The sequence below is a fragment of the Avibacterium sp. 20-129 genome (genome assembly GCF_026226845.1).
Classification (GTDB): Bacteria; Pseudomonadota; Gammaproteobacteria; order Enterobacterales; family Pasteurellaceae; genus Avibacterium.
Window position 1 is genome coordinate 108377 of sequence record NZ_JAKKOE010000003.1, and the last position, 23673, is coordinate 132049.

Consider the following 23673-nt stretch of genomic DNA (forward strand, 5'->3'; position numbering starts at 1 on the left):
CCTATCATAAAGTGCGGTGTAAAATAACGAAAAATTACAACCTAATCACCCCATCATAAATATGCGTCGCATCGCCTGTCATATAAAGTGGGTGGCCTTCGCCTTGCCATTCAATGGTGAGGCTGCCTCCGGGCAGATCAACTTGCACTTTATTATCAAGTAAACCTTGCATTATGCCTACTGCCGCTGCAGCACAGGCGCCGCTTCCACAGGCTTGGGTTTCTCCTGCGCCCCGTTCGTAAACACGTAATTTAATATGATTACGGTTAATGATTTGCATAAACCCTGCGTTTACTCGTTCAGGAAAGCGTTCGTGGCTTTCAAGTAAAGGGCCTAGCTGGGCAACATTGGCGCTGGCAATATCTTCCACTTGTACAACGCAATGAGGATTTCCCATTGATACTGCACCACATAATACCGTTTGAATTTCCGTACGTAGAATGTAATTTTTCTCAAATTTATTGGCGATAAATGGAATTTTGCTTGGCTCCCAAATCGGTTCACCCATATTCACACGGATCATTCCATCATCTTGTACGCTTAAGATCATTTTGCCTTTTGCCGTGCTGACCGCAATGTCTTTTTTATTGGTTAGCCCTTTCATTGTCACAAAACGGGCAAAACAACGTGCGCCATTGCCACATTGAGCCACTTCACTGCCATCTGCATTAAAGATACGATAATGAAAATCTAGCTCGGGATCATAAGGCGGTTCAACGACAAGGAGTTGATCAAAGCCAATGCCAGTATGGCGATCGGCCAGTTTTTTTATCATTTCAGTGGGAAAATAAGCATTTTGCGTTACCGCATCAACCACAACAAAATCATTGCCTAATCCGTGCATTTTGGAAAATTGCATTTTTCCATCCTTATTGAAAATCATTAATTAACCGCAATTATAAAGGTGAAGAACAATTGAGTAAACTACTCATTTATGCAACCTATTGTTCTAACGGTATTAATAGATTTTGCTTAAATTTTTTTTATTTTATGCTTGAAATTTACAAATTAGTCCTTACTTACTTGAACAAGAGAAACTCGCCAAAATGCGAGATAGCATAATGATCATTGCTTGATTTTGAAATACGATGGCATTGCCTTGCTTTTCAAACTTAAGCAACAAAAGATAGGAAGAAGAGAGAATGAATATAGAAAAATTTACCACTAAATTTCAACAAGCCTTGGCTGAAGCCCAATCTTTAGCCTTAGGAAAAGATAACCAATTTATTGAACCCGTACATTTAATGACAGCCTTGTTAAACCAAGAAGGCGGATCTGTTGCCCCAATTTTAACCGCAAGTGGGGTGAATGTTGCAATGTTACGTAATGAATTAAATGCAGAACTTAATCGCTTACCACAGGTTTCAGGGAATGGCGGTGATGTGCAAATTTCACGTAACTTGGTTAATTTATTAAATTTATGCGATAAGCTCGCACAACAAAAACAAGATAAATATATTTCATCAGAACTTTTTCTGTTAGCCGCATTAGAAGAAAAAAGTAGCCTAAGTGAGTTATTACATAAGTGCGGTGCAAAAAAAGATCGTTTACAACAAGCAATAGAACAAATTAGAGGAGGTCAATCCGTGAATGACCAAAATGCAGAAGAAAGCCGTCAGGCCTTAGAAAAATATACGATTGATTTAACCGCACGTGCGGAAAGCGGTAAGTTAGATCCCGTCATTGGGCGAGATGAAGAAATTCGTCGCACAATCCAAGTGTTACAACGCCGAACTAAGAATAACCCTGTCCTGATTGGTGAACCGGGTGTGGGAAAAACCGCCATTGTGGAAGGATTGGCACAACGTATCGTTAATGGTGAAGTGCCAGAAGGATTAAAAAATAAACGCGTTCTTTCCCTTGATATGGGCGCATTAATTGCGGGCGCAAAATACCGTGGTGAATTTGAAGAACGTTTAAAAGCTGTACTGAATGAAATTGCAAAAGAAGAAGGCCGTGTGATTTTATTTATTGATGAAATTCACACTATGGTTGGTGCAGGTAAAACCGATGGGGCAATGGATGCAGGAAATTTATTAAAACCGTCTCTTGCTCGTGGTGAATTGCACTGTGTCGGCGCAACAACCTTAGATGAATATCGTCAATATATTGAAAAAGATGCCGCACTTGAGCGTCGTTTCCAAAAAGTTTTTGTCGATGAGCCAACGGTTGAAGATACCATTGCCATTTTACGTGGTTTGAAAGAACGTTATGAAATTCATCATCACGTTCAAATTACAGACCCAGCGATTGTCGCGGCGGCAACACTTTCACATCGTTATATCTCCGATCGCCAATTACCTGATAAAGCGATCGATTTAATTGATGAAGCTGCCTCTAGTATTCGTATGGAAATTGATTCTAAACCGGAACAACTTGATCGCTTGGAACGCCGTATTATCCAGCTCAAGTTAGAACAACAAGCGTTACAAAAAGAAGATGATAGCGCAAGCCGTAAACGTTTAGAAATGCTTGAAAAAGAACTGGCAGAAAAAGAACGTGAATATGCGGAATTAGAAGACGTTTGGAAAAGCGAAAAAGCAGCCCTATCTGGCACGCAACATATTAAAGCCGAATTAGAAAATGCCCGTACGCAAATGGAACAAGCGCGCCGTGTCGGTGATTTGAGTAAAATGTCTGAATTACAATATGGACGTATCCCTGAATTAGAGCGCCAACTTGCCCAAGCTGAAAGTGCAGAGGGTAAAGAAATGCACTTATTACGCTATCGTGTAACCGATGAAGAAATTGCTGAAGTGCTTTCCCGTGCCACAGGTATCCCAGTATCCAAAATGATGGAAGGGGAAAAAGAAAAATTATTACGTATGGAAAATGTACTTCATAAACGCGTTGTTGGACAAAATGAAGCCGTTGTGGCAGTTGCCAATGCGATTCGCCGTAGCCGTGCCGGATTATCCGATCCAAATCGCCCGATTGGTTCATTCTTATTCTTAGGGCCAACAGGTGTGGGTAAAACGGAATTGTGCAAAACATTGGCAAGTTTCTTATTTGATGATGAAAATGCGATGGTTCGTATTGATATGTCAGAATTTATGGAAAAACACAGTGTCTCGCGTTTAGTCGGCGCCCCACCGGGATATGTGGGCTATGAAGAAGGGGGCTATTTAACCGAAGCGGTACGCCGTCGCCCTTATTCTGTAGTGTTATTAGATGAAGTAGAAAAAGCGCACCCTGATGTTTTCAATATCTTATTACAAGTGCTTGATGATGGACGCTTAACTGATGGACAAGGTCGCACGGTTGATTTCCGTAACACCGTTGTGATTATGACCTCAAACCTCGGTTCTGATCTGATTCAAGGTAACCAAGATCTTGATTATGCAGGTATGAAAGAGGTCGTGATGTCGGTGGTAAGCCAACACTTCCGTCCAGAATTTATCAATCGGATTGACGAAACGGTGGTCTTCCACCCATTGGATAAAGCCAATATTCGCACGATTGCGAAAATTCAATTACAACGTTTAGAAAAACGGATGGAATTACATGGTTATCATCTAAGTTTTACCGATGCGGCATTAGATTTCATTGGGGAAATTGGTTATGACCCAATTTATGGTGCAAGACCACTGAAACGTGCGATCCAGCAAGAAGTGGAAAATCCGCTTGCCCAACAAATTCTTTCTGGTGAGCTTTTACCGGGAAAAACCGTTACGATTGATTATGTCGATGGTAACGTGATTGCAACCCAATCCTAATTGTTGCTAAAAAAACACCGCACTTTTGCGGTAAACCAAGCCTCGCAAATGCGGGGCTTTTTTGATCATTCGCTGGCTTTTCGTCATTTCTAGATTAAGCTATAATGCTCACCGATTTATTTAGCAAAGGAATTAATTATGCAAAATCCAAAAGATGATGTACTTTACGCCCCCGTAGAATGGGCAGACCACAGCGAAGGGTATAGTGATATTTTGTATCATAAATCCACTGACGGGATCGCCAAAATTACGATTAATCGCCCCGAGGTTCGCAATGCCTTTCGTCCTCAAACGGTAAAAGAAATGATCCACGCTTTTTCTGATGCACGCTTTGATGAAAATATTGGGGTGATCGTGCTAACAGGACAAGGAGAAAAAGCCTTTTGCTCTGGCGGAGATCAAAAAGTCCGTGGTGATTACGGTGGTTATAAAGACGACGCAGGCGTGCATCATCTTAATGTTCTGGATTTTCAACGTGATATTCGCAGCTGTCCGAAACCCGTCGTAGCAATGGTGGCAGGCTATGCGATTGGTGGTGGACACGTGTTACATATGCTTTGCGATCTTACCATCGCTGCCGAAAACGCAATTTTTGGTCAAACAGGCCCGAAAGTCGGATCCTTTGATGGTGGCTGGGGTGCAAGTTATATGGCACGAATTGTCGGACAGAAAAAAGCCCGTGAAATTTGGTTCTTATGCCGTCAATACAATGCGCAAGAAGCCTTAGAAATGGGCTTAGTCAATACCGTTGTGCCGTACGCTGATTTAGAAAAAGAAACCGTGCGCTGGTGTCGTGAAATGCTTCGCAATAGCCCAATTGCATTACGTTGTCTAAAAGCCGCATTAAACGCAGATTGTGATGGTCAAGCGGGTTTACAAGAATTGGCGGGGAACGCAACGATGTTATTTTATATGACTGAAGAAGGGCAAGAAGGGCGTAACGCATTCAATGAAAAACGTGCGCCTGATTTCAGTAAATTTAAGCGTAACCCATAATTGCCTAGTGCGGTAAAAATTTTCATCATTTTTTACCGCACTTTTATTTTATCCCGAATACAGAATGATGACCTCAATTTCACTTAAAAAACTGCTTTTCTTTTGGACAGCCGTTGTGTTATTTAACACCGCTGTGTGTTTTTTCTTTGGCTTACTGATCTCTTCCCACCCGATGTCTATACTAGGAATGTGTATCGGTGTTCTCTGCTTTATTGCTTTTTATACCTTTGTCGATTACCACTTACTGATTAAGCAAAAATTACGTTGGCATAAAGCATTACGAAGAAGTGCTTTGATCAGAGGGGGCTTGCAAATTGCTGTTTTATTACACGTTTCCATTGAATTTTGGTGTGGCTTTCTCGCATTAGCGTTATTGGAAGTGTTATTTGGCAGTTCCTTACCATTATTTTTACATAGTTTCCTTGCCACCTTACTCACAGGGTTATTTCTGTCCATCATTCTTGCTATCCTCTGTGTCATTTGCTTTTTTCTGGCTAAGCCAACAAAACAGATCAATCAATAAAAGGAGAAAATATGCGTTCCTATCAACTCTATCGTTATCAAATTCCTATAGATTCCCAAGTGGTATTACGCAACCGTTTTTTAAAATTACGCGAAGGGTTGCTTGTAAAAATTTGCTGTGGTGAACACGAAGGGTGGGGAGAAATCGCACCTTTACCCGAATTTAGCCAAGAAACCTTAGCACAGGCGGAAGCGCAAGCGATTCAATGGTTGAAAGACTGGGATAAGGCACGGAGTCAAAATCAGAAATTGTCCTTAGAAGGATTATTTCCTTCCGTGGCATTTGGGCTAAGTTGTGCCTTAGCCGAAATGAAAGGGGAATTACCGATAGAGGGAAATTATCGCACTGCCCCGCTTTGTTATGGTGATCCCGATGAACTTTATGCTGAATTAATGCAACTTGAAGGGGAAAAAGTCGCAAAAATCAAAGTGGGCTTATATGAAGCGAATCGTGATGGATTAATTGCCGATATGTTTTTAGAAGCCATTCCTGAATTGCAATTACGTTTAGATGCAAACCGCGCTTGGACACCCGCCAAAGCACAACTTTTCGCCAAATATATTAAGCCAGCACACCGCTCCCGTATTCAGTTTGTAGAAGAACCTTGTCGCTCTCGTGAAGAAAGCCGTCAATTTGCCCAACAAACAGGCATTGCGATTGCGTGGGATGAAAGTGTACGAGAAGCCAATTTTGTGGTCGAAAAAGAACCGCACTTAGCTGCCATTATTATCAAACCAACCCTTGTTGGCAGTTTAGAGCGTTGTATTAGGTTAATTCAACAAGCCCATCAACAAGGCATTATGGCGGTAATCAGTTCCGCATTAGAAAGTAGTTTTGGTTTAACCCAATTAGCCCGTATCGCACAGCGTTATACGCCCAATACAACACCGGGCTTAGATACATTAGACCTAATGCAATACCAATTAATTCGCCAATGGCAAGGTTCAACCTTACCGGTCTTAGATCTCAATAGTGAACAGATCACACCAATAACAATACAATAAGCCCTTATTGGTTAGACCACCGAGAAGGCTACTGCGATTTTTATAAAAATCATTATAATGCAACAAGTTAAGGGAAAAAGGATTAATTATGTCAGCATCTGCACGAATTTTGTTACTGAATGGCCCAAATCTAAATATGTTAGGCAAGCGAGAACCTAAACATTATGGCACGCTTTCTTTATCTGCTATTGAGCAACAAATGCAACAGCTTGCACAACAGCACGGCTTAGCATTAACCTGCTTTCAAGCAAATAGCGAAGAAAAACTGATAGATAAAATTCATCAAAGTTTTCAACAAATTGATTTTATTATTATTAATCCTGCTGCTTATACCCACACCAGTGTCGCACTACGCGATGCCTTATTAGCCGTCGCCATTCCGTTTGTTGAAGTCCATTTATCGAATATTCATAAACGCGAACCATTCCGCCATCATTCTTATTTTAGTGATGTGGCTGAAGGGGTGATTTGTGGTTTAGGGGCAAAAGGCTATGAATTTGCCTTCCATTATGCGTTGCAATATTTGCAAAATAAGGCATAAATTACGGAAATTTTAACGAAATTAACAGAATTTTATCGCCAAAAAGATTATTTTAAGGTAATCTTTGTGGCGGCAATTTTAGTTAAAAAAACACCGCACTTTGTTTTTCATAACGTCATTAAAGTGCGGTGAAAAATATTAACATTTTAGGAAAAAATTATGGATATTCGTAAAATTAAAAAACTTATCGAATTAGTTGAAGAATCAGGCATTATGGAGCTTGAGATTTCAGAAGGTGAAGAGTCTGTTCGTATTAATCGTGGCTCTCCTTCCTCAACCGCAGTGCAATATACGCTTCCTGCTACAGCGCCTCAAGTTGCACCAGCACCTGCGCCTGTCGCAGCGCCAACAGCTACCGTTGAGCCTCAGGCAAGCACCGAGGTTTCAGGTCATCAAGTTCGTTCACCAATGGTTGGAACCTTTTACCGTAGCCCAAGCCCTGATGCGAAACCATTTGTAGAAGTGGGACAAAGCGTGAAAGTCGGTGATGCCTTGTGTATTGTTGAAGCAATGAAAATGATGAACCGTATTGAAGCAGATAAAGCCGGTGTGGTAAAAGCAATCCTGATTAATGACGGTGAACCGGTTGAATTTGATGAGCCATTAATTGTTATCGAATAAATCATTTCTATTTAGGCGGAACAACGTTCTGCCTAACAATTCTAAGAGATCATTCTTATGTTAGAAAAAGTTGTAATAGCCAACCGTGGAGAAATTGCCCTACGCATTTTACGTGCTTGTAAAGAGCTAGGTATCCGCACCGTTGCGGTTCACTCCACCGCAGATCGTGAATTAAAACACGTCTTATTAGCAGATGAAACCGTCTGCATCGGGCCTGCGCCTTCAACCAAAAGTTATTTAAATATCCCAGCGCTAATTGCGGCTGCAGAAGTTACGGGCGCAGATGCTATTCACCCGGGATATGGTTTTTTATCTGAAAATGCCGATTTTGCTGAACAAGTAGAGCGTTCGGGGTTCACCTTTATTGGCCCAACTGCCGATGTCATTCGTCTAATGGGGGATAAAGTTTCTGCCATTAACGCAATGAAAAAAGCGGGCGTGCCTTGCGTACCGGGTTCTGATGGCCCTGTTGGCAGTGATATGAAGAAAAACAAAGAAATTGCCAAACGCATTGGTTATCCTGTGATTATTAAAGCCTCTGGTGGCGGTGGTGGTCGTGGTATGCGTGTGGTGCGTGATGAACATTCTTTGGAAGAATCTATTGCAATGACGAAAGCCGAAGCAAAAGCCGCCTTCAACAACGATATGGTATATATGGAAAAATATTTAGAAAATCCACGTCATATTGAAATTCAAGTACTGGCAGATACGCACGGCAATGCGGTTTATTTAGCAGAACGTGATTGCTCAATGCAACGTCGCCACCAAAAAGTAGTGGAAGAAGCGCCAGCGCCGGGGATTACTGAAGAAATGCGCCGTGATATTGGTTCACGTTGTGCAAAAGCCTGTGTAGAAATTGGCTACCGTGGTGCGGGGACGTTTGAATTCTTATATGAAAATGGCGAATTCTATTTCATCGAAATGAACACTCGTATTCAAGTTGAACACCCCGTTACAGAAATGATTACGGGCGTGGATTTGGTGAAAGAGCAATTATTAATTGCCTCAGGCTTACCACTTTCTATCAAACAAGAAGAGATTAAAGTACGTGGCCACGCCATTGAATGCCGTATCAATGCCGAAGATCCAAAAAGCTTCTTACCTTCTCCAGGGAAAATTAGCCATTTACACGCTCCCGGTGGTTTAGGGGTACGTTGGGATTCGCATATTTATACGGGCTATACCGTTCCGCCACATTATGATTCAATGATCGCAAAATTGATCACTTATGGCGATAATCGAGAAGTGGCTATCCGTCGTATGCAAAATGCCTTAGGTGAAACGATCATTAATGGCATTAAAACCAATATTCCACTCCACGATCTGATTTTATCGGATGAAAACTTCCAAAAAGGTGGTACAAATATCCACTATCTAGAGAAGAAATTAGGAATGCACGATTAATTCCATTATTCAATCCACAAGGCGTTTTAAATAACGCCTTTTTTATTACAGAATTTTTTGGGGGGGGAATCACTTTCTTTATGATTACGCGTAAAAAAAGTGCGGAGTAAAATTTACAAATTTTCGTTGCCTGATTTGAAATAACACAACGTTGCCTTGCCTGATTTCAATCATTTAATCGACAATTTTCACGCTATTTAACGTGATTTTTGTCAATATATTTTGCTAAGATTAGGCACTGAGCAAATAACTCAATTCGTCTGAAATTTTGCTCGTGTGTTGCCGTATGAAAATTTAGCGATAAACATAACAAATTAGGAGAACAACAAAAGCGATGAAACAACATTCTCGTTATCAGCAAGCCACAAAAGAAGCGCGTTGGGCGTTTGGGCTGACCTTGCTTTATGTCGTGGGTTGGTGTTTATGTGCTTATTTACCCAAGGATTCTAAAGGACCGCTCGGTTTTCCACTCTGGTTTGAATTAGCTTGTATTTATTTGCCAGTGCTATTTATCGTGGTGGCTTATTGGGTGATAAAAATTGTGTATCAAGAGATTGATTTAGAAAATATTAAACTCGAAAACAAGGATGTTGAATAATGAATCTCGGTATTATTTTCCCTTTAGGTATTTACCTTGCTTTTGTGTTTGGTGCAGCAATTTATGCTTATACGAAACGTTCTAAAGGCGATTTCTTAACTGAATATTATGTTGGCAACCGCTCTATGACAGGCTTTGTACTTGCGATGACCACCGCATCCACCTATGCCAGCGCCAGCTCTTTTGTCGGAGGGCCGGGCGCGGCGTATAAATTTGGTCTAGGTTGGGTATTGCTGGCAATGATTCAAGTACCCGCAGTATGGCTGGCGCTTGGTGCGTTGGGGAAAAAGTTCGCCTTACTTTCTCGTGAAAGTAAAGCCTTAACAATCAATGACTTATTACTTTATCGTTATAAAAATAAATATTTAGTCTGGATTTCTTGTATTGCATTATTAATTGCTTTCTTTGCCGCAATGACCGTGCAATTTATTGGCGGTGCGCGCTTGCTGGAAACCACTATTGGCATTAGTTATACCAATGCGTTACTGATTTTTGCCGTTACAGTGGGGCTTTATACCTTTATTGGTGGATTTCGTGCGGTGGTACTGACGGATACTATTCAAGGAACGGTAATGATTCTTGGCACGATTATTTTACTTGGGGCAACGATCTATGCTGCTGGGGGAATTGAAAGTGCGGTGCAAAAACTCAATGAAATTGACCCGCACTTAACCAGTCCTTATGGGCCAAATGAGATGTTAGGCTTTCAATTTATGGCCTCTTTCTGGGTTTTGGTATGTTTTGGCGTAGTCGGTTTGCCTCATACGGCGGTGCGTTGTATGGCGTTTAAAGACAGTAAAGCTTTGCACAATGGAATGTTAATTGGCACGATTGTTTTAGCGTTAGTGATGTTGGGTATGCACCTTTCTGGCGCCTTAGGACGTGCAATTTTACCCGCGTTAGACGTGCCAGATCAGGTGATCCCAACGTTAATGTTACAAGTGCTTCCGCCAATTGTCGCGGGTATTTTCCTTGCTGCACCAATGTCTGCCATTATGTCCACGATTGATGCGCAGCTCATTCAATCCTCATCTATTTTTGTTAAGGATTTATATCTCAGCACCAAGCCTGAAATGGCACAAAATCAAAAAAAGATTAGCTGGTTTTCTTCAATTATTACGTTAATTTTAACCGCACTTTTGATCTTGGCGGCGTTAAATCCGCCAAAAATGATTATTTGGTTAAACCTTTTCGCCTTTGGTGGTTTGGAAGCCGCTTTTTTATGGGTGATCGTGTTGGGATTATATTGGCAGAAAGCCAATGCCGTTGGTGCAATTTGCTCAATGGTAGTGGGCTTAACCACTTATGTAGGCTTAACCGCCGCAAGTATTAAACTATTTGATTTTCACGCCATTGTGCCGTCTTTATTATTTGGCTTAATCGCTTTTCTGATCGGTAACAAGTTTGGTGAAAAATCTCAATAATATCGTCATTTGAGTTGACAATAATACCGGATAGGCTCGCCGCATACGCGCTGAATAGTACGCCGCGAGCTATCTTATTTGATTTCCAATTTAAACGGCTCTTATTTATTAACCTTTTTATTTTAGTAAGGAAAAATTATGGCTTGGGTTCAAATCCGCATTAATAGTACCAATCAACAAGCGGAAACAATTAGTGATTATTTAGAAGAAATTGGTTCAGTTTCGGTAACCTTTATGGATAGCCAAGATACCCCGATTTTTGAACCACTTCCCGGTGAAACGCGTTTGTGGGGGAACACCGATGTGATCGCCTTATTTGATGCCGAAACCGATATGCAACAGATTGTTGCTTTACTCAAAAGTGCGGGGCATTTAAGTAAAGAAACTGCCTATAAAATCGAACAAATTGAAGATAAAGATTGGGAACGTGAATGGATGGACAATTTCCACCCAATGCAGTTTGGTAAACGTTTATGGATTTGCCCAAGCTGGCGAGACGTTCCCGATCAAAATGCGGTAAATGTTATGCTTGATCCGGGACTAGCCTTTGGAACAGGCACGCACCCAACGACGGCGCTTTGCTTAGAATGGCTAGATAGCTTAGATTTAAGCAATAAAACCGTCATTGATTTTGGCTGCGGTTCCGGGATTTTAGCCATTGCCGCCCTAAAATTAGGGGCGAAAAATGCGATTGGTATTGATATTGACCCACAAGCGATTTTAGCCAGTCGCAATAATGCAGAACAAAATGGCGTGAGCGACCGCCTACAACTCTTTTTGGCTAAAGATGCGCCAGCTGATTTGCAAGCTGATGTTGTTGTCGCTAACATTTTGGCGGGTCCATTAAAAGAACTTGCGCCGACTATCACTCAATTAGTCAAACCACAAGGTTTACTTGGTTTATCGGGCATTTTAGAAACGCAAGCCCAATCAGTTTGCCAAGCTTACGAAAATCAATTTATCCTAGAGCCAGTGGCAATCCGTGAAGAATGGTGCAGAATTACGGGGAAAAACAAATAGCAAAATCTAAAAATGCCTCTCCTTTTGTCAAGCATAAGATGAATTTTTTTTGACTAAAATCATTTACATTGCATAAAATTCACACAATCATAAAAAAATGAATTTTGTATAAAAATTATGCTTTGCAAATGGGGCAAAAGTGCGTATCATAGCACGCCTTGCCCGTAGGGGCGGGCGATGAGTTGTATGTCAAAGGTAGTAATGTGTTAAAGGAAGGCAACAATGCGAATTGGTCATTATCAATTAAAAAACCGTATTTTGCTTGCACCGATGGCAGGTATTACTGACCAACCTTTTAGACGCCTTTGTGCGAATTATGGGGCAGGATTAACGTTTTCAGAAATGATGGCAAGTAATCCTCGTGTCTGGCATACAGAAAAATCGAAACAACGTCTTGCGTATCATCAAGATGTCGGCATCAACGCCGTGCAAATTGCGGGATCTGATCCGCAGGAAATGGCACAAGCTGCACAAGTGAATGTGGGCTATGGGGCAGAAATTATTGACATCAATATGGGCTGTCCAGCAAAGAAGGTGAATCGTAAATTGGCAGGTTCTGCGCTTTTGCAATATCCTGATTTAGTCCAACAGATTCTTGAAGCCGTGGTTCGTGCTGTGGACGTGCCTGTAACACTAAAAATTAGAACAGGCTGGGATCGACAAAATCGAAACTGTGTGGAAATCGCTAAAATTGCCGAACAAGCTGGCATTCAAGCACTAACTATTCACGGGCGTACGCGTGAATGTTTATTTGAAGGCGAAGCGGAATACGACAACATTAAAGCGGTGAAACAACAGGTTTCCATCCCCGTGATTGCCAATGGCGATATTACATCAGCACAAAAAGCCCAAGATGTACTCAATTACACAGGCGCTGATGCAATAATGATTGGGCGTGGTGCATTAGGTCAGCCTTGGCTATTTCAGTCTGTGGCAGATTTAATAGAAAACAGCTCAATAACTTCAGAACCAAGCTTAGAAGAAAAGTGCGGTGTTATTTTGCAACATATTCAGGCACTTCATCAGTTTTATGGTGAAGAAAAGGGGTATCGCATTGCACGCAAGCACGTTGCTTGGTATTTACAGGGAATTCAACCTAATTCCAGTTTTAGACAGACTTTTAATGCCATTACGAATGCAAAAGAGCAAATAACAGCATTGAAAGAATTTTTTAATTTGATTTTATTGGATAAGAACAACAATGTTAGAACAACAACGTAATCCAGCCGAAGCACTTACTGTTTCAGTATTAAACTCACAATCACAAGTAACAAATAAACCACTTCGTGATTCTGTGAAACAAGCAATTAGAAATTATTTAGCACAATTAGATGGTCAAGATGTGGACGATCTTTATGAGTTAGTGTTGTCAGAGGTTGAACACCCTATGCTTGATATGATTATGCAATATACCCGTGGTAATCAAACTCGTGCCGCTACAATGTTAGGTATCAACCGTGGTACATTACGTAAAAAATTAAAAAAATACGGTATGGGCTGATAATTTCAGGTTTTAAATAAAATGACACTGATCTGCTCCCCAAAAGTTGGACCACATCCAATAATTAAGGAGCAGATTTTTTATGGCAAAACATTGTTCAACAGAATTTAAACTACTCACGATTTCATTAGCCTCTGCTCAAGATATAAATCAGGTGACAAACTATTACAGTCTCTCTTACTTTCGCTAAATTGTGGTTTAGTTGTAACGCATTAGAAAAGTGATATTGATTGGCTTATTCGCTAGCCTAATCGGAGAAATAAGATGTGATTCCTCAAACCAAACCGCCTGTCAAAGCCGATAAAAAACCTTTTTTACAAGAGATTGAATACTCTTACCAGAAGAATATCTATTTAAAAAAGTTCTTTGAACTCAGAAGTATCAAGCTCAAGCGGAAAAATACACCATCGTTCGAGAACGAAGGAAGCAATCTCCTTTTCCATATTACTGAAGATGACAAATCTGTCTCACCATACCTTTTAACTATTTGGGGTTTCGTATTGAAGATATTCAAGGAAGCGTTATAAATTCGTTTCTCTTGCACACTGATTCATAGCGACTAAGGTTGGCACTATCAGGTAGCAGTGTGGCACGAAATACTCGTAGTGAAAAATCCCTTAAAGTCGGTTCATAGCATAAGCCATAAGGGGAATTGGTATAATAAGATGGTAGAGAGTTTTTAGTATGGTGAAGTTCGAATGTTTTTACCTGAATTGCTTTGCCAATGTGTCAGAGATGGAGGTAGCGCTACACGAGTATATTCGCTATTATAACAAGCAATGGATTAAATCCGCATTAAATAACTTGAACTTAGTGCAATACAGAGATCACAACAATGAAAATCATTATTTTAGGCGCAGGGCAGGTAGGGACAACATTGGCAGCCAATTTGGTCAGTGAAGATAACGATATTACGCTTGTCGATAATGAAGCAGAACGTTTACTTGCGTTACAAGATAAGCACGACTTGCGTGTCGTGAATGGGATTGCCTCATCACCAAGAGTCTTGCGCGAGGCAGGCGCGGCGGATGCAGATTTAGTCGTGGCAGTAACTAATTCAGACGAAACCAATATGATTGCGTGCCAAGTGGCTTATACTTTGTTTAATACACCAACGAAAATTGCACGTATTCGGAGTACAGACTATTTACGTGAAAAAAATAAATTATTTCAATCGGATGTTATCCCGATCGATCATATTATTTCTCCTGAAAAATTAGTGACTGATGAAATCGTTCGCTTGATTGACTATCCGGGGGCGCTACAAGTTTCTCATTTTGCCGAAGGGCGGATTAGTATCGTGGTGGTGAAAGCCTATTATGGGGGGCCATTGGTAGGATATGCCCTATCAATGTTAAAAGAACATTTGCCACATATTGATTGCCGTGTCGTGTCTATTTTGCGACAGGATAAAGTGATTCGCCCACAAGGCTCAACCATTATTGAAGCGGGGGATGAAGTAACGTTTATTTGCGATACGATTCATATTAAAGCCATTATGAGTGAATTACAGCGTCTAGAAAAACCTTATAAACGCATTATGATTATTGGTGGTGGGAATGTTGGAAGTGGGGTTGCAAAACGTTTGGAAGAACAATGTTCCGTTAAATTGATTGAACGTAATCCTGAGCGAGCTACTGCTTTAGCTGAGCGTTTATCAAAAACCTTGGTTTTTTGCGGTGATGCCTCAGATCAATCCTTACTATTTGAAGAACATATTGAAAATATTGATGTTTTCCTTTCGCTCACCAGTGATGATGAGGCAAATATTATGGCAGCCTTACTTGCCAAGCGCTTGGGGGCGAAAAAGGCAATGGTGTTGATTCAGCGAATGGCATACATTAACTTATTGCAGGGAGGCACGTTAGATATTGTCGTTTCTCCTCAACAAGCCACGATTTCTGCGCTGTTAGGCCATATTCGTAAAGGTGATGTGGGTAATGTTGTATCTTTGCGACACGGTATTGCCGAGGCTTTAGAAATTGTTGTTCATGGCGAAGCAAATTCTTCTCACATAATAGGACGAAAAATATCTGAAATTAAACTTCCTACAGGCGTGATTATTGGCGCAATATTACGTGGTGAAGATGTAATGGTTGCGAGAAAAGGGTTAGTGATTGAAGAAAATGATCGCATTGTGGTATATGTGAGTGATAAAAAATATATTCCAGATGTAGAAAAATTATTCCAACCTAGTGCATTTTTTATCTAAAAATGAAAAAAGTGCTGTACTTATTGTTTTTAGTTCATATAATAGCCGCCGCTGATTAATCCTTTCAGCCTTTATTTAGGAGTATTTTATGAGTTTTATGAAAGAATTCCGCGAATTTGCAATGCGTGGAAATGTGGTGGATATGGCTGTCGGTGTAGTTATCGGTGGTGCATTTGGTAAAATCGTAAGTTCATTTGTCGCTGATGTGATTATGCCAGTTTTAGGTTTATTCACAGGCGGCGTAGATTTCAAAGATTTACACCTTGTATTGAAAGAAGCGGTAGGTGATGTGCCAGCAGTAACGTTAAACTACGGTGTATTCGTACAAAATATTGTTGACTTCGTGATCATTGCATTTGCAATTTTCTTAGTTGTGAAAGGAATGAACAAAATGAAGAAACCAGCAGAAGAGCCAGAAGCAGCACCTGCTGAGCCTTCAAGTGAAGAAAAATTATTAACTGAAATCCGTGATTTATTAAAAAAATAATTCGCTGAATAGAAAAAATCTTCCTTATAAATAGGAAGATTTTTTTTATCCTAAATTTGGATAACGTAGTAAAATAAGGGCATATATTTACTTTACACACAAAAGGAGAAATTCAATGACTACCATTCCACATATTGAAAATGCACAAACAGAAACGCGTGAAATTATTCAGAATTTACTCAAGGACGGTAGCGATCCTGAAGCACTTTATATTATTGAGCATCATATTTCTCATAATGATTTTGAACAATTAGAAAAAATTGCTGTTGATGTATTTAAGGCTGGCTATGAAGTGTCTGATGCAGAAGAGTGGGAAGAGGAAGAAACTGGCAAGATCTTTTATTCCTTTGATGCTATTAGCGAAATTGAATTAAAGGCTGAATTAATTGATGCACAACAAAAAGAATTATTTCCACTTATCGCTAAATTCAATGGCATTTATGACGGCTGGGGAACATATTTTGAAGATCCTAATGCTGAAGACGATGAATATGGCGAAGATGGTGAATTTTTTGATGATGAAGAATAAGATTGCGCAAAATTTTTAAAAATCACACCGCACTTTATTTTCAGCAAAATATAAGTGCGGTGCTTTTTTATAGATTTTTTTATCTTCGGAACTATTTTCATTTTTTTCTGTCGATATAGCAATAAATCAATTAATTTATAAGGAATTTTATGCGTTTAAAACAACTTACTTTTGCCTTAATGGCATTACCATTATCGTTATCTACCTATGCTGCAGAGAATACTTATAATATAGTGAGTTTTTCTGTTGATGTTGAAAAAGAACTTTCGCATGATTTACTCCAAGCCACCTTGTTTACCCAAGCGGAAAACAAAGATCTTGCGTTGGCGAATAAAGAAGTGAGCAATAAAATTAATCAAGCCTTTGAGATATTAAAATCCTATCCGGACGTTGAATTAAGTGATAATTCACGTAGTACACAAGTCCGTTATAACAGTGATGGCAAACAAAATGGCTGGATTGCGCGCGCCCAGTTAGTGTTGCAAAGTAAAAATAATGAAGCCTTATCTAATGCAATGACGAAACTTAATGGTATTTTGGCAATTGAATATGTAAACTCTCAAGTGTCTTCTGCTGCAATTAATCGAGTTGAAGACGAAATGACAAAACAGGCGCTTGAACAATTAAACCGCAAGGCAAACTTAATTCAACAATCACTTGGTGCAAAAGGCTATAAAATTGTGGAATTAAATATCCGCACTCCAATGGAAAGCGGACGCTTTGTGGCTCGCCCTTATGCTATGGCGAAAATGGCAAGTTCAATGTCGAATGATGAGGTGCAATTAGGCAACGGCAAAGCTAACGTAAGAGCAAGCATTGAGGCAAAAATTCAGCTAGTTCAGGAATAATGACAGCCAGCCCCATTTCTTATACAATGAGGCAATTTTAACAAGCCAACGAGGTTATCAATGAAAGTTGCAAAAAATGTGGTGGTGAGCATTGCTTACCAAGTTCGTACTGAAGATGGAGTATTAGTCGATGAAGCTCCAGTCAATCAGCCTTTAGAATATTTACAAGGGCATAATAATTTAGTCATTGGCTTAGAGAAAGCCCTAGAAGGTAAATCTGTTGGTGATAAATTTGAAGTTCGCGTAAAACCAGAGGAAGGTTACGGGGAATATAATGAAAATCTTGTTCAACGTGTACCAAAAGATGTGTTTGTTGGTGTCGATGAGCTTGTCGCAGGAATGCGCTTTATCGCCGATACCGATGTAGGACCATTACCTGTTGTGATCACGGAAGTAAGTGAGAATGATGTGGTTGTCGATGGTAATCATATGCTCGCAGGACAAGAATTATTATTTGATGTAGAAGTAGTTGCAACACGTGAAGCAACCTTAGAGGAAATCGCTCATGGTCATATCCACCAAGAGGGCGGTTGCTGTGGTGGACACGGTGATAGCGATGAAGAAGGGCACGGCTGTGGTTGTGGCGGTCATCACCATCATCATAACCACGATCACCACCATCATCACGATGGTGAAGGTTGCTGCGGAAATGGCGGCTGTAAGCATTAAGGCTAGAGAATTATGTTGAACCACGCAAATCGCGTGGTTTTTTTATGATCTTTCGCAAGAAATCTTATTTTTCATTCTTGATTTTATTTCTTTTTTATTCTGACTACGCATAATAGAGAAATACGAATCACCTAATATTAGGTATTAATTGAACACTTTTATAAGGAGAAAAACATGAAAAAGATGTTATTAATGAGTGGATCAAAATATAAAGATACAGGTTATTTGGTACATTGTATGCCGTGGCTGAAAACTTTTCTTTCTGAATACCGAGGAAAAACCATTGGATTTGTCCCTTATGCTGGTGTCAGCCGTAGCTATGATGAATATGAAAATGGAGTAAAACAAGCATTTGCTGAATTAGAGATGGATATTATTTCTGTTCATCGAGGAAAAACACACCTTGATATTATCGAACAAGCTGATGTGATCGCAATTGGTGGCGGTAACACGTTCTGCCTGCTTAATGGGTTGTATGAACATCATTTATTAGATGCCATTCGTCAAAAAGTACAACAAGGCACACCTTATTTTGGTTGGAGCGCTGGTGCCAATGTGGCTGGTAAAAGTATTATGACAACCAATGATATGCCAATTCTTTATCCCCCTTCCTTTGATGCTTTAAATCTATTTCCTCACCAAATTAATCCACACTTTATTTCAGGTAAAATAGCAGGACATAATGGTGAAAGTCGTGAAGAGCGTTTAGCGGAGTTTTTAATGATTAATCCTGAATCACAGGTTTACGCATTACCTGAAGGCACGGCATTGCATATTCAGGGGCAACAAGCAAGTGTACTAGATATTAGTCAAGCACAACAAAGTGCGGTGTTAAAATTGAGCAAAAATGGGGCTTGTCAGTCTTACCTCGCTGGATCGATTTTTAATTATTAAGGAGAATAATATGCTTGAACTTAAATCTTTCGTGGCAATTTTGGGCGTTGTTGTTGCAGTTTATTTATTGGTAAAAAAATATGAAACGCGTACCGTATTAATTGGTTTAGGCTTATTAATGTCTTTATTAACGCTCAACCCAATGGGGGCGTTCGATGCCTTTGCTAAATCAATGACCAGCAGTGGATTAATTATGGCAATCTGTTCCAGTATGGGCTTTGCTTATGTGATGAAATACACAAAATGTGATACACATCTTGTGCATTTAATGACTCGACCCTTATCAGGACTAAGATTTTTCTTAATTCCTTTTGCCACAATGATTACTTTTTTTATTAATATTGCGATTCCTTCAGCAGCCGGTTGCGCTGCCGCCGTTGGCGCAACATTAATCCCCGTGTTAAAAAGTGCAGGTGTGCGACCTGCTACGGCTGGGGCAGCCATTTTGGCTGGCACATTTGGTTCAATGATGAGTCCCGGCTCTTCTCATTCTGCAATGATTGCCGAAATGTCAAATTTAACGATTACGCAAGTCAATTTATCTCATGCACCTTATACGATTATCGCTGGTGCGATTGCAGCGGTTTCGCTAACTTTAGTCGCATTAATGCTAAAAGATTATGGCGAAGAACATCGCCAAGCCTATTTAGCAGAAGCTAAAGAATCTGAACAATCTTTCCAAAAATCAAACATTTTCTTTGCCATTGCACCTTTATTACCATTGGTGATTTTAGTAATTGGTGGAACCACTTTACAAGAAATCCCGGCACTTGCTTGGACGAAAATGGGAGTACCGCAAGCAATGTTAATTGGGGCAATTTATGCCATTCTCGTTACACGTATTTCTCCAGCTAAAATTACAGAAGAATTTTTTAATGGAATGGGGAGCGCTTATGCAAATGTGTTAGGCATTATTATTTCAGCGAGTGTTTTTGTGGCAGGGCTAAAATCGACTGGTGCCATTGACAGCGCCATTGAATTTCTTAAGCATTCAAACGAATTTGTCCGTTGGGGGGCAACGATTGGTCCATTCTTAATGGGCTTACTCACAGGTTCTGGCGATGCGGCAGCAATCGCCTTTAACACAGCAGTAACACCACACGCAGTCGAATTAGGCTACACACACTTAAACCTTGGTATGGCGGCCGCTATTACCGGGGCTATTGGACGCACTGCCTCGCCAATCGCAGGCGTAACGATTGTTTGTGCAGGATTAGCGATGGTTAGCCCAGTGGATATTGTTAAACGTACAGGTTTAGGAATGGTGCTTGCTGTACTATTCTTGGCATTATTTATGCTTTAATTTTTTCACGGTGGGAAAATTTAACATATTCCCACCGCACTTTATTATTCCTTCAGTCTAAAAAAGCCATCTGACTTTCTTCGCATAAAGTGCGGTGCTTTTTTCTGTAAATTTCCCCTCACTTATCGCCTTTTGCATACGAATTTTGTACAATGCACCGTTTTGAGTGATTATTGAGATTATTTTATGAGTTCAGCACCAAATATTGGTTTTATTAGTTTAGGTTGTCCTAAAAATTTAGTGGATTCAGAACGTATTTTGACGGAGCTGCGTTCTGATGGGTATAACATTATTCCAAGTTATGAAAATGCCGATTTAGTGATCGTTAACACCTGCGGATTTATTGACAGCGCGGTGCAAGAGTCGTTAGAAGCCATTGGTGAAGCGTTAGAAGAAAATGGTAAAGTGATTGTTACAGGCTGTTTGGGGGCAAAAGAAGATCGTATCCGTGAAGTACATCCAAAGGTATTAGAAGTAACTGGCCCACATAGTTATGAGGCAGTGATGACACAAGTGCATAAATATGTACCAAAACCCGCACATAACCCTTATATCAGTCTTGTGCCAGCGCAAGGGGTAAAATTAACCCCAAAACATTATGCCTATTTGAAAATTTCAGAAGGCTGTGATCATCGTTGTACTTTCTGTATTATCCCTTCAATGCGCGGTGATTTAGATAGCCGTCCGATTACGCAAGTCTTAGATGAAGCCAAACGCCTTGCTGATGCTGGGGTGAAAGAGCTACTTATCGTGTCGCAAGATACTTCAGCGTATGCCTTGGATCAGGGTAAAGAAAATCAAAATAAAACGGTTTTCTGGAATGGTAAGCCAATCAAAAATAATCTGATCAGCCTGTGTGAGCAGTTGGCGACCTTAGGCATTTGGGTGCGTTTGCATTATGTATATCCTTATCCGCACGTGGATAATTTAATTCCACTTATGGCGCAAGGCAAAATCTTGCCTTATTTAGATATTCCATTACAACACGCAAGCCCAAAAATTTTGAAAGCAATGAAGCGTCCGGGGTCTATTGATCGCACGTTAGAACGTATAAAAAAATGGCGTGAAATTTGCCCTGAATTAACCTTACGTTCCACTTTTATTGTTGGCTTCCCGGGTGAAACGGAGGAAGATTTTCAACAACTATTAGATTTCTTACAGGAAGCCCAGCTTGATCGAGTTGGCTGTTTCAAATTTAGCCCTGTTGAAGGTGCGCCAGCCACAGATATGCCAGATCAAGTACCAGAAGACGTGAAAGAAGCGCGTTTCCACCGTTTTATGCAAGTGCAACAAGCTATTTCAGCACAACGCTTACAGCAAAAAATTGGCAAAACCCTGCCTGTCATTGTGGACGAAATAGATGAAGAAGGGATTATCGGACGCTCAATGGCGGATGCCCCAGAAATTGATGGCGTGGTGTATGTAGATAACTTATCTCACCAAGCTGTGAACGTAGGGCAAGTGATTAACGTAACGATCACACAAGCCGATGAATATGATTTATGGGGAACCTGCTAATGGCAGCGCCAGTGAACGTGTTATTTGTCTGTTTGGGGAACATTTGCCGTTCCCCAATGGCGGAATATCTTTTCCGTGAAAAAGTGAAACAAGCAGGCTTAGCCAATAAAATGATGAGTGATAGTGCTGGCACATCTGGCTGGCACGATGGCGAGGATATGCACTGCGGTACAGCAGAAACCCTTGAATTACATCATATTGATAATAAAGGTTTTACTAGCCGAAAAGTGCGGTTAAAAGATTGGCAAGATTTTGATTATATTATTGCTATGGATAACCAAAATTTAGCCGATTTAGAAAAATTATTTGGACATCACCCTGAAAAATTATTTCAAATCACGCAGCTTTGTCCTGATTTAGGTATCGATCATATCCCTGATCCTTGGTATACCAAGAATTTTACCCAAACTTACGAATTATTAGATCAATGTTGTGATGCCTTGTTAGCACACATTCGTAAAGAAAAATCTTGTTAAAAACCACCGCACTTTTGTTGATAAAAGCTGATAGGTTATGGCTATCAGCTTTTCTTTTTGTTATAGATTTCTCTTGATATGGAGAAATTTATTGATGGTTTATTTTAAAGGTAGGTTGCTTTTTACCCCACAAACACCCCAAACAAGGGGATATCCCAACTTTCTATGGGTAATGCGTCCACTTGTTGGCATTGGTGAGCTAAGCCGATAGGAAGGAAGTTTTTTTGTTGCCAGTTTTGTAATGTTCTGTCATAAAATCCACCGCCCATTCCAAGACGGTTGCCTTGTTTATCAAAGGCAACAAGTGGGGTGAAAAGAATATCAAGTGCATTGGTTGGAAGCACATTTCGTACATCTAATCTAGGTTCTAAAATACCAAATTTGTTTTTTTGTAATGGACTATCTGATTGATAGCGGAGAAATAACAAATGATTCGCTGCAAAAGGATGTAACACGGGGAGATAAACAGAGAGATTTTGTTGCCACAATTTTTGAATAAGCAGTTTGGTTGAGATTTCTCCGTCAAAAGAAAGGTATAATCCAATATGTTTAGCCTGTTTTTGCGTAATAAAATCAAGCGCTTGTTGGGTAATATTTTGTTCAGCAAGGCTTTGTTGAGCAGGGCTAAGAGATTGTCTTAATTGACGAATGTGTTGGCGAATAATTTGACGCTGTTGATTGCAGGTTGTAAGGTTCATTGCATTGACGGAAGAACCCGAGATGCCGTTGTGGATGGTCGGTCCTTGAACCCTACGGTTCAAGGGAATCAGTCATTATCATTTTTAGGCTTCTTACATCAGGGCTTGCGCCAAGGTAAGCTTGCACACCAACAATAGGAAACCAATTCATAAGATGTTAAGTATCGGCTCAGGGACGTAACCCACTGGCGAACATCTCAGGTAATCTTTAAATTTGTGGTAATACTAACGCAATTTAGTCGTATTGACTAGCTTAATTTTTCCAATTCTTGGTTAAGATCATATTATTTCATCAAGTATTGGTTTTTTGTGCCAAAATGCCTTCTAAAGAATTATCCAGTTGTCTGATTTGTGTGCTAACGACTTGTTCAATTTTCTGCGTAACTTGCTGCTGTTGGATAAGTTCATAACTTAGGTTTAATGCCACGATAGAAAGCACTTTCTCTAATTGCAATATCCCTGTGCGTTCCTTCATTTCAGATACTCGTTGATCTAATGCGCGAGCAGCTTGGCGTAAGGCATCGTGTTGATCTTCTTGACAATTTAAACGTAACACCTGTCCTAATACAGATAATTCAATGCTTTGCGATGACATACTTATCCTCAGTGAAAATAAATTTTTTGCTATTATGCCATAGCAAATATTTTTCGTCATAAAAATCCGCCTGATTGTGGTTAGCTTAATCTAACA

Annotated in this window: 25 protein-coding genes and 1 other RNA gene; 22 read left to right on the forward strand and 4 right to left on the reverse strand. The window is 40.2% G+C overall.

Going from position 1 to position 23673, the window contains the following annotated elements:
* Positions 1 to 34 precede the first annotated feature (34 nt).
* Positions 35 to 859 (reverse strand): diaminopimelate epimerase, encoded by an 825-nt coding sequence (gene dapF / locus L5B90_RS10030; RefSeq protein ID WP_250350987.1) that lies wholly within the window; start codon positions 857 to 859, stop codon positions 35 to 37.
* A 283-nt stretch (positions 860 to 1142) separates the two neighbouring features.
* Between dapF and clpB the strand changes: the two genes are divergently transcribed.
* The 22 genes from clpB to L5B90_RS10135 all read left to right on the forward strand — a co-directional run bounded on the left by clpB (position 1143) and on the right by L5B90_RS10135 (position 22284).
* Positions 1143 to 3716, forward strand: a complete 2574-nt coding sequence (clpB, locus tag L5B90_RS10035) for an ATP-dependent chaperone ClpB (protein ID WP_265762854.1) — start codon at positions 1143 to 1145, stop codon at positions 3714 to 3716.
* Positions 3717 to 3854: 138 nt separating this feature from the next.
* A complete protein-coding gene (menB, locus tag L5B90_RS10040; RefSeq protein ID WP_265762855.1) occupies positions 3855 to 4712 on the forward strand; it encodes a 1,4-dihydroxy-2-naphthoyl-CoA synthase in 858 nt (285 codons plus the stop codon).
* Positions 4713 to 4776: 64 nt separating this feature from the next.
* Entirely contained in the window at positions 4777 to 5235 is a 459-nt protein-coding gene (locus L5B90_RS10045) for a hypothetical protein (RefSeq protein ID WP_265762856.1), read from the forward strand.
* A gap of 11 nt (positions 5236 to 5246) precedes the next feature.
* Complete coding sequence (gene menC, locus L5B90_RS10050; RefSeq protein ID WP_265762857.1) at positions 5247 to 6239, forward strand: o-succinylbenzoate synthase; 993 nt, start codon at positions 5247 to 5249, stop codon at positions 6237 to 6239.
* A gap of 88 nt (positions 6240 to 6327) precedes the next feature.
* Positions 6328 to 6780, forward strand: a complete 453-nt coding sequence (gene aroQ / locus L5B90_RS10055; protein WP_250363618.1) for a type II 3-dehydroquinate dehydratase — start codon at positions 6328 to 6330, stop codon at positions 6778 to 6780.
* A 159-nt stretch (positions 6781 to 6939) separates the two neighbouring features.
* Entirely contained in the window at positions 6940 to 7401 is a 462-nt protein-coding gene (accB, locus tag L5B90_RS10060) for an acetyl-CoA carboxylase biotin carboxyl carrier protein (RefSeq protein WP_250350981.1), read from the forward strand.
* 57 nt (positions 7402 to 7458) lie between these two features.
* Positions 7459 to 8805, forward strand: coding sequence for an acetyl-CoA carboxylase biotin carboxylase subunit (gene accC / locus L5B90_RS10065; RefSeq protein ID WP_250350980.1), 1347 nt, complete (start codon positions 7459 to 7461; stop codon positions 8803 to 8805).
* 334 nt (positions 8806 to 9139) lie between these two features.
* The gene (locus L5B90_RS10070; protein ID WP_265762858.1) at positions 9140 to 9403 is read left to right on the forward strand and encodes a YhdT family protein; all 264 of its coding nucleotides are present in this window, start codon (positions 9140 to 9142) and stop codon (positions 9401 to 9403) included.
* The gene (panF, locus tag L5B90_RS10075; RefSeq protein WP_265762860.1) at positions 9403 to 10827 is read left to right on the forward strand and encodes a sodium/pantothenate symporter; all 1425 of its coding nucleotides are present in this window, start codon (positions 9403 to 9405) and stop codon (positions 10825 to 10827) included. The genes L5B90_RS10070 and panF overlap by 1 nt, the downstream gene beginning before the upstream one ends.
* Before the next feature lie 138 nt (positions 10828 to 10965).
* Entirely contained in the window at positions 10966 to 11847 is an 882-nt protein-coding gene (gene prmA, locus L5B90_RS10080) for a 50S ribosomal protein L11 methyltransferase (RefSeq protein WP_265762861.1), read from the forward strand.
* A gap of 222 nt (positions 11848 to 12069) precedes the next feature.
* Positions 12070 to 13068 (forward strand): tRNA dihydrouridine synthase DusB, encoded by a 999-nt coding sequence (gene dusB / locus L5B90_RS10085; RefSeq protein ID WP_265762862.1) that lies wholly within the window; start codon positions 12070 to 12072, stop codon positions 13066 to 13068.
* Positions 13049 to 13348, forward strand: a complete 300-nt coding sequence (gene fis, locus L5B90_RS10090; protein WP_103855173.1) for a DNA-binding transcriptional regulator Fis — start codon at positions 13049 to 13051, stop codon at positions 13346 to 13348. The genes dusB and fis overlap by 20 nt, the downstream gene beginning before the upstream one ends.
* 684 nt (positions 13349 to 14032) lie before the next feature.
* On the forward strand, positions 14033 to 14248 hold the full coding sequence (locus L5B90_RS11650) for an IS3 family transposase (protein WP_395896871.1): 216 nt from the start codon (positions 14033 to 14035) through the stop codon (positions 14246 to 14248).
* A complete protein-coding gene (gene trkA / locus L5B90_RS10095; RefSeq protein WP_265762863.1) occupies positions 14184 to 15560 on the forward strand; it encodes a Trk system potassium transporter TrkA in 1377 nt (458 codons plus the stop codon). The genes L5B90_RS11650 and trkA overlap by 65 nt, the downstream gene beginning before the upstream one ends.
* Positions 15561 to 15648: 88 nt before the next feature.
* Positions 15649 to 16047: a large-conductance mechanosensitive channel protein MscL gene (gene mscL / locus L5B90_RS10100; RefSeq protein ID WP_265762865.1), complete on the forward strand. Its 399-nt coding sequence runs from the start codon at positions 15649 to 15651 to the stop codon at positions 16045 to 16047.
* 115 nt (positions 16048 to 16162) lie between these two features.
* Positions 16163 to 16576, forward strand: a complete 414-nt coding sequence (rraB, locus tag L5B90_RS10105; protein ID WP_265762866.1) for a ribonuclease E inhibitor RraB — start codon at positions 16163 to 16165, stop codon at positions 16574 to 16576.
* A 149-nt stretch (positions 16577 to 16725) separates the two neighbouring features.
* Entirely contained in the window at positions 16726 to 17424 is a 699-nt protein-coding gene (locus L5B90_RS10110) for an SIMPL domain-containing protein (RefSeq protein WP_265762867.1), read from the forward strand.
* Positions 17425 to 17484: 60 nt separating this feature from the next.
* Positions 17485 to 18093, forward strand: coding sequence for a peptidylprolyl isomerase (slyD, locus tag L5B90_RS10115; protein WP_250363626.1), 609 nt, complete (start codon positions 17485 to 17487; stop codon positions 18091 to 18093).
* A 174-nt stretch (positions 18094 to 18267) separates the two neighbouring features.
* Positions 18268 to 18987 carry a dipeptidase PepE gene (gene pepE, locus L5B90_RS10120; RefSeq protein WP_250363627.1) on the forward strand — a complete coding sequence of 240 codons (720 nt, stop codon included), beginning with the start codon at positions 18268 to 18270 and terminating at the stop codon, positions 18985 to 18987.
* 10 nt (positions 18988 to 18997) lie between these two features.
* Positions 18998 to 20290 carry a C4-dicarboxylate transporter DcuC gene (gene dcuC / locus L5B90_RS10125; protein WP_250363628.1) on the forward strand — a complete coding sequence of 431 codons (1293 nt, stop codon included), beginning with the start codon at positions 18998 to 19000 and terminating at the stop codon, positions 20288 to 20290.
* A 186-nt stretch (positions 20291 to 20476) separates the two neighbouring features.
* Positions 20477 to 21808 (forward strand): 30S ribosomal protein S12 methylthiotransferase RimO, encoded by a 1332-nt coding sequence (gene rimO / locus L5B90_RS10130; RefSeq protein ID WP_265762868.1) that lies wholly within the window; start codon positions 20477 to 20479, stop codon positions 21806 to 21808.
* Positions 21808 to 22284, forward strand: a complete 477-nt coding sequence (locus L5B90_RS10135) for a low molecular weight protein-tyrosine-phosphatase (RefSeq protein WP_265762870.1) — start codon at positions 21808 to 21810, stop codon at positions 22282 to 22284. The genes rimO and L5B90_RS10135 overlap by 1 nt, the downstream gene beginning before the upstream one ends.
* Before the next feature lie 122 nt (positions 22285 to 22406).
* Here L5B90_RS10135 and L5B90_RS10140 read toward each other — a convergent pair whose 3' ends face one another.
* The 3 genes from L5B90_RS10140 to L5B90_RS10150 form a co-directional block, all read right to left on the reverse strand.
* Positions 22407 to 22982: a 5-formyltetrahydrofolate cyclo-ligase gene (locus tag L5B90_RS10140; protein WP_265762871.1), complete on the reverse strand. Its 576-nt coding sequence runs from the start codon at positions 22980 to 22982 to the stop codon at positions 22407 to 22409.
* A 10-nt stretch (positions 22983 to 22992) separates the two neighbouring features.
* Positions 22993 to 23189: non-coding RNA, 6S RNA (ssrS, locus tag L5B90_RS10145), on the reverse strand.
* 85 nt (positions 23190 to 23274) lie between these two features.
* Positions 23275 to 23577: a cell division protein ZapA gene (locus L5B90_RS10150; protein ID WP_250350990.1), complete on the reverse strand. Its 303-nt coding sequence runs from the start codon at positions 23575 to 23577 to the stop codon at positions 23275 to 23277.
* Positions 23578 to 23673 lie beyond the last annotated feature (96 nt).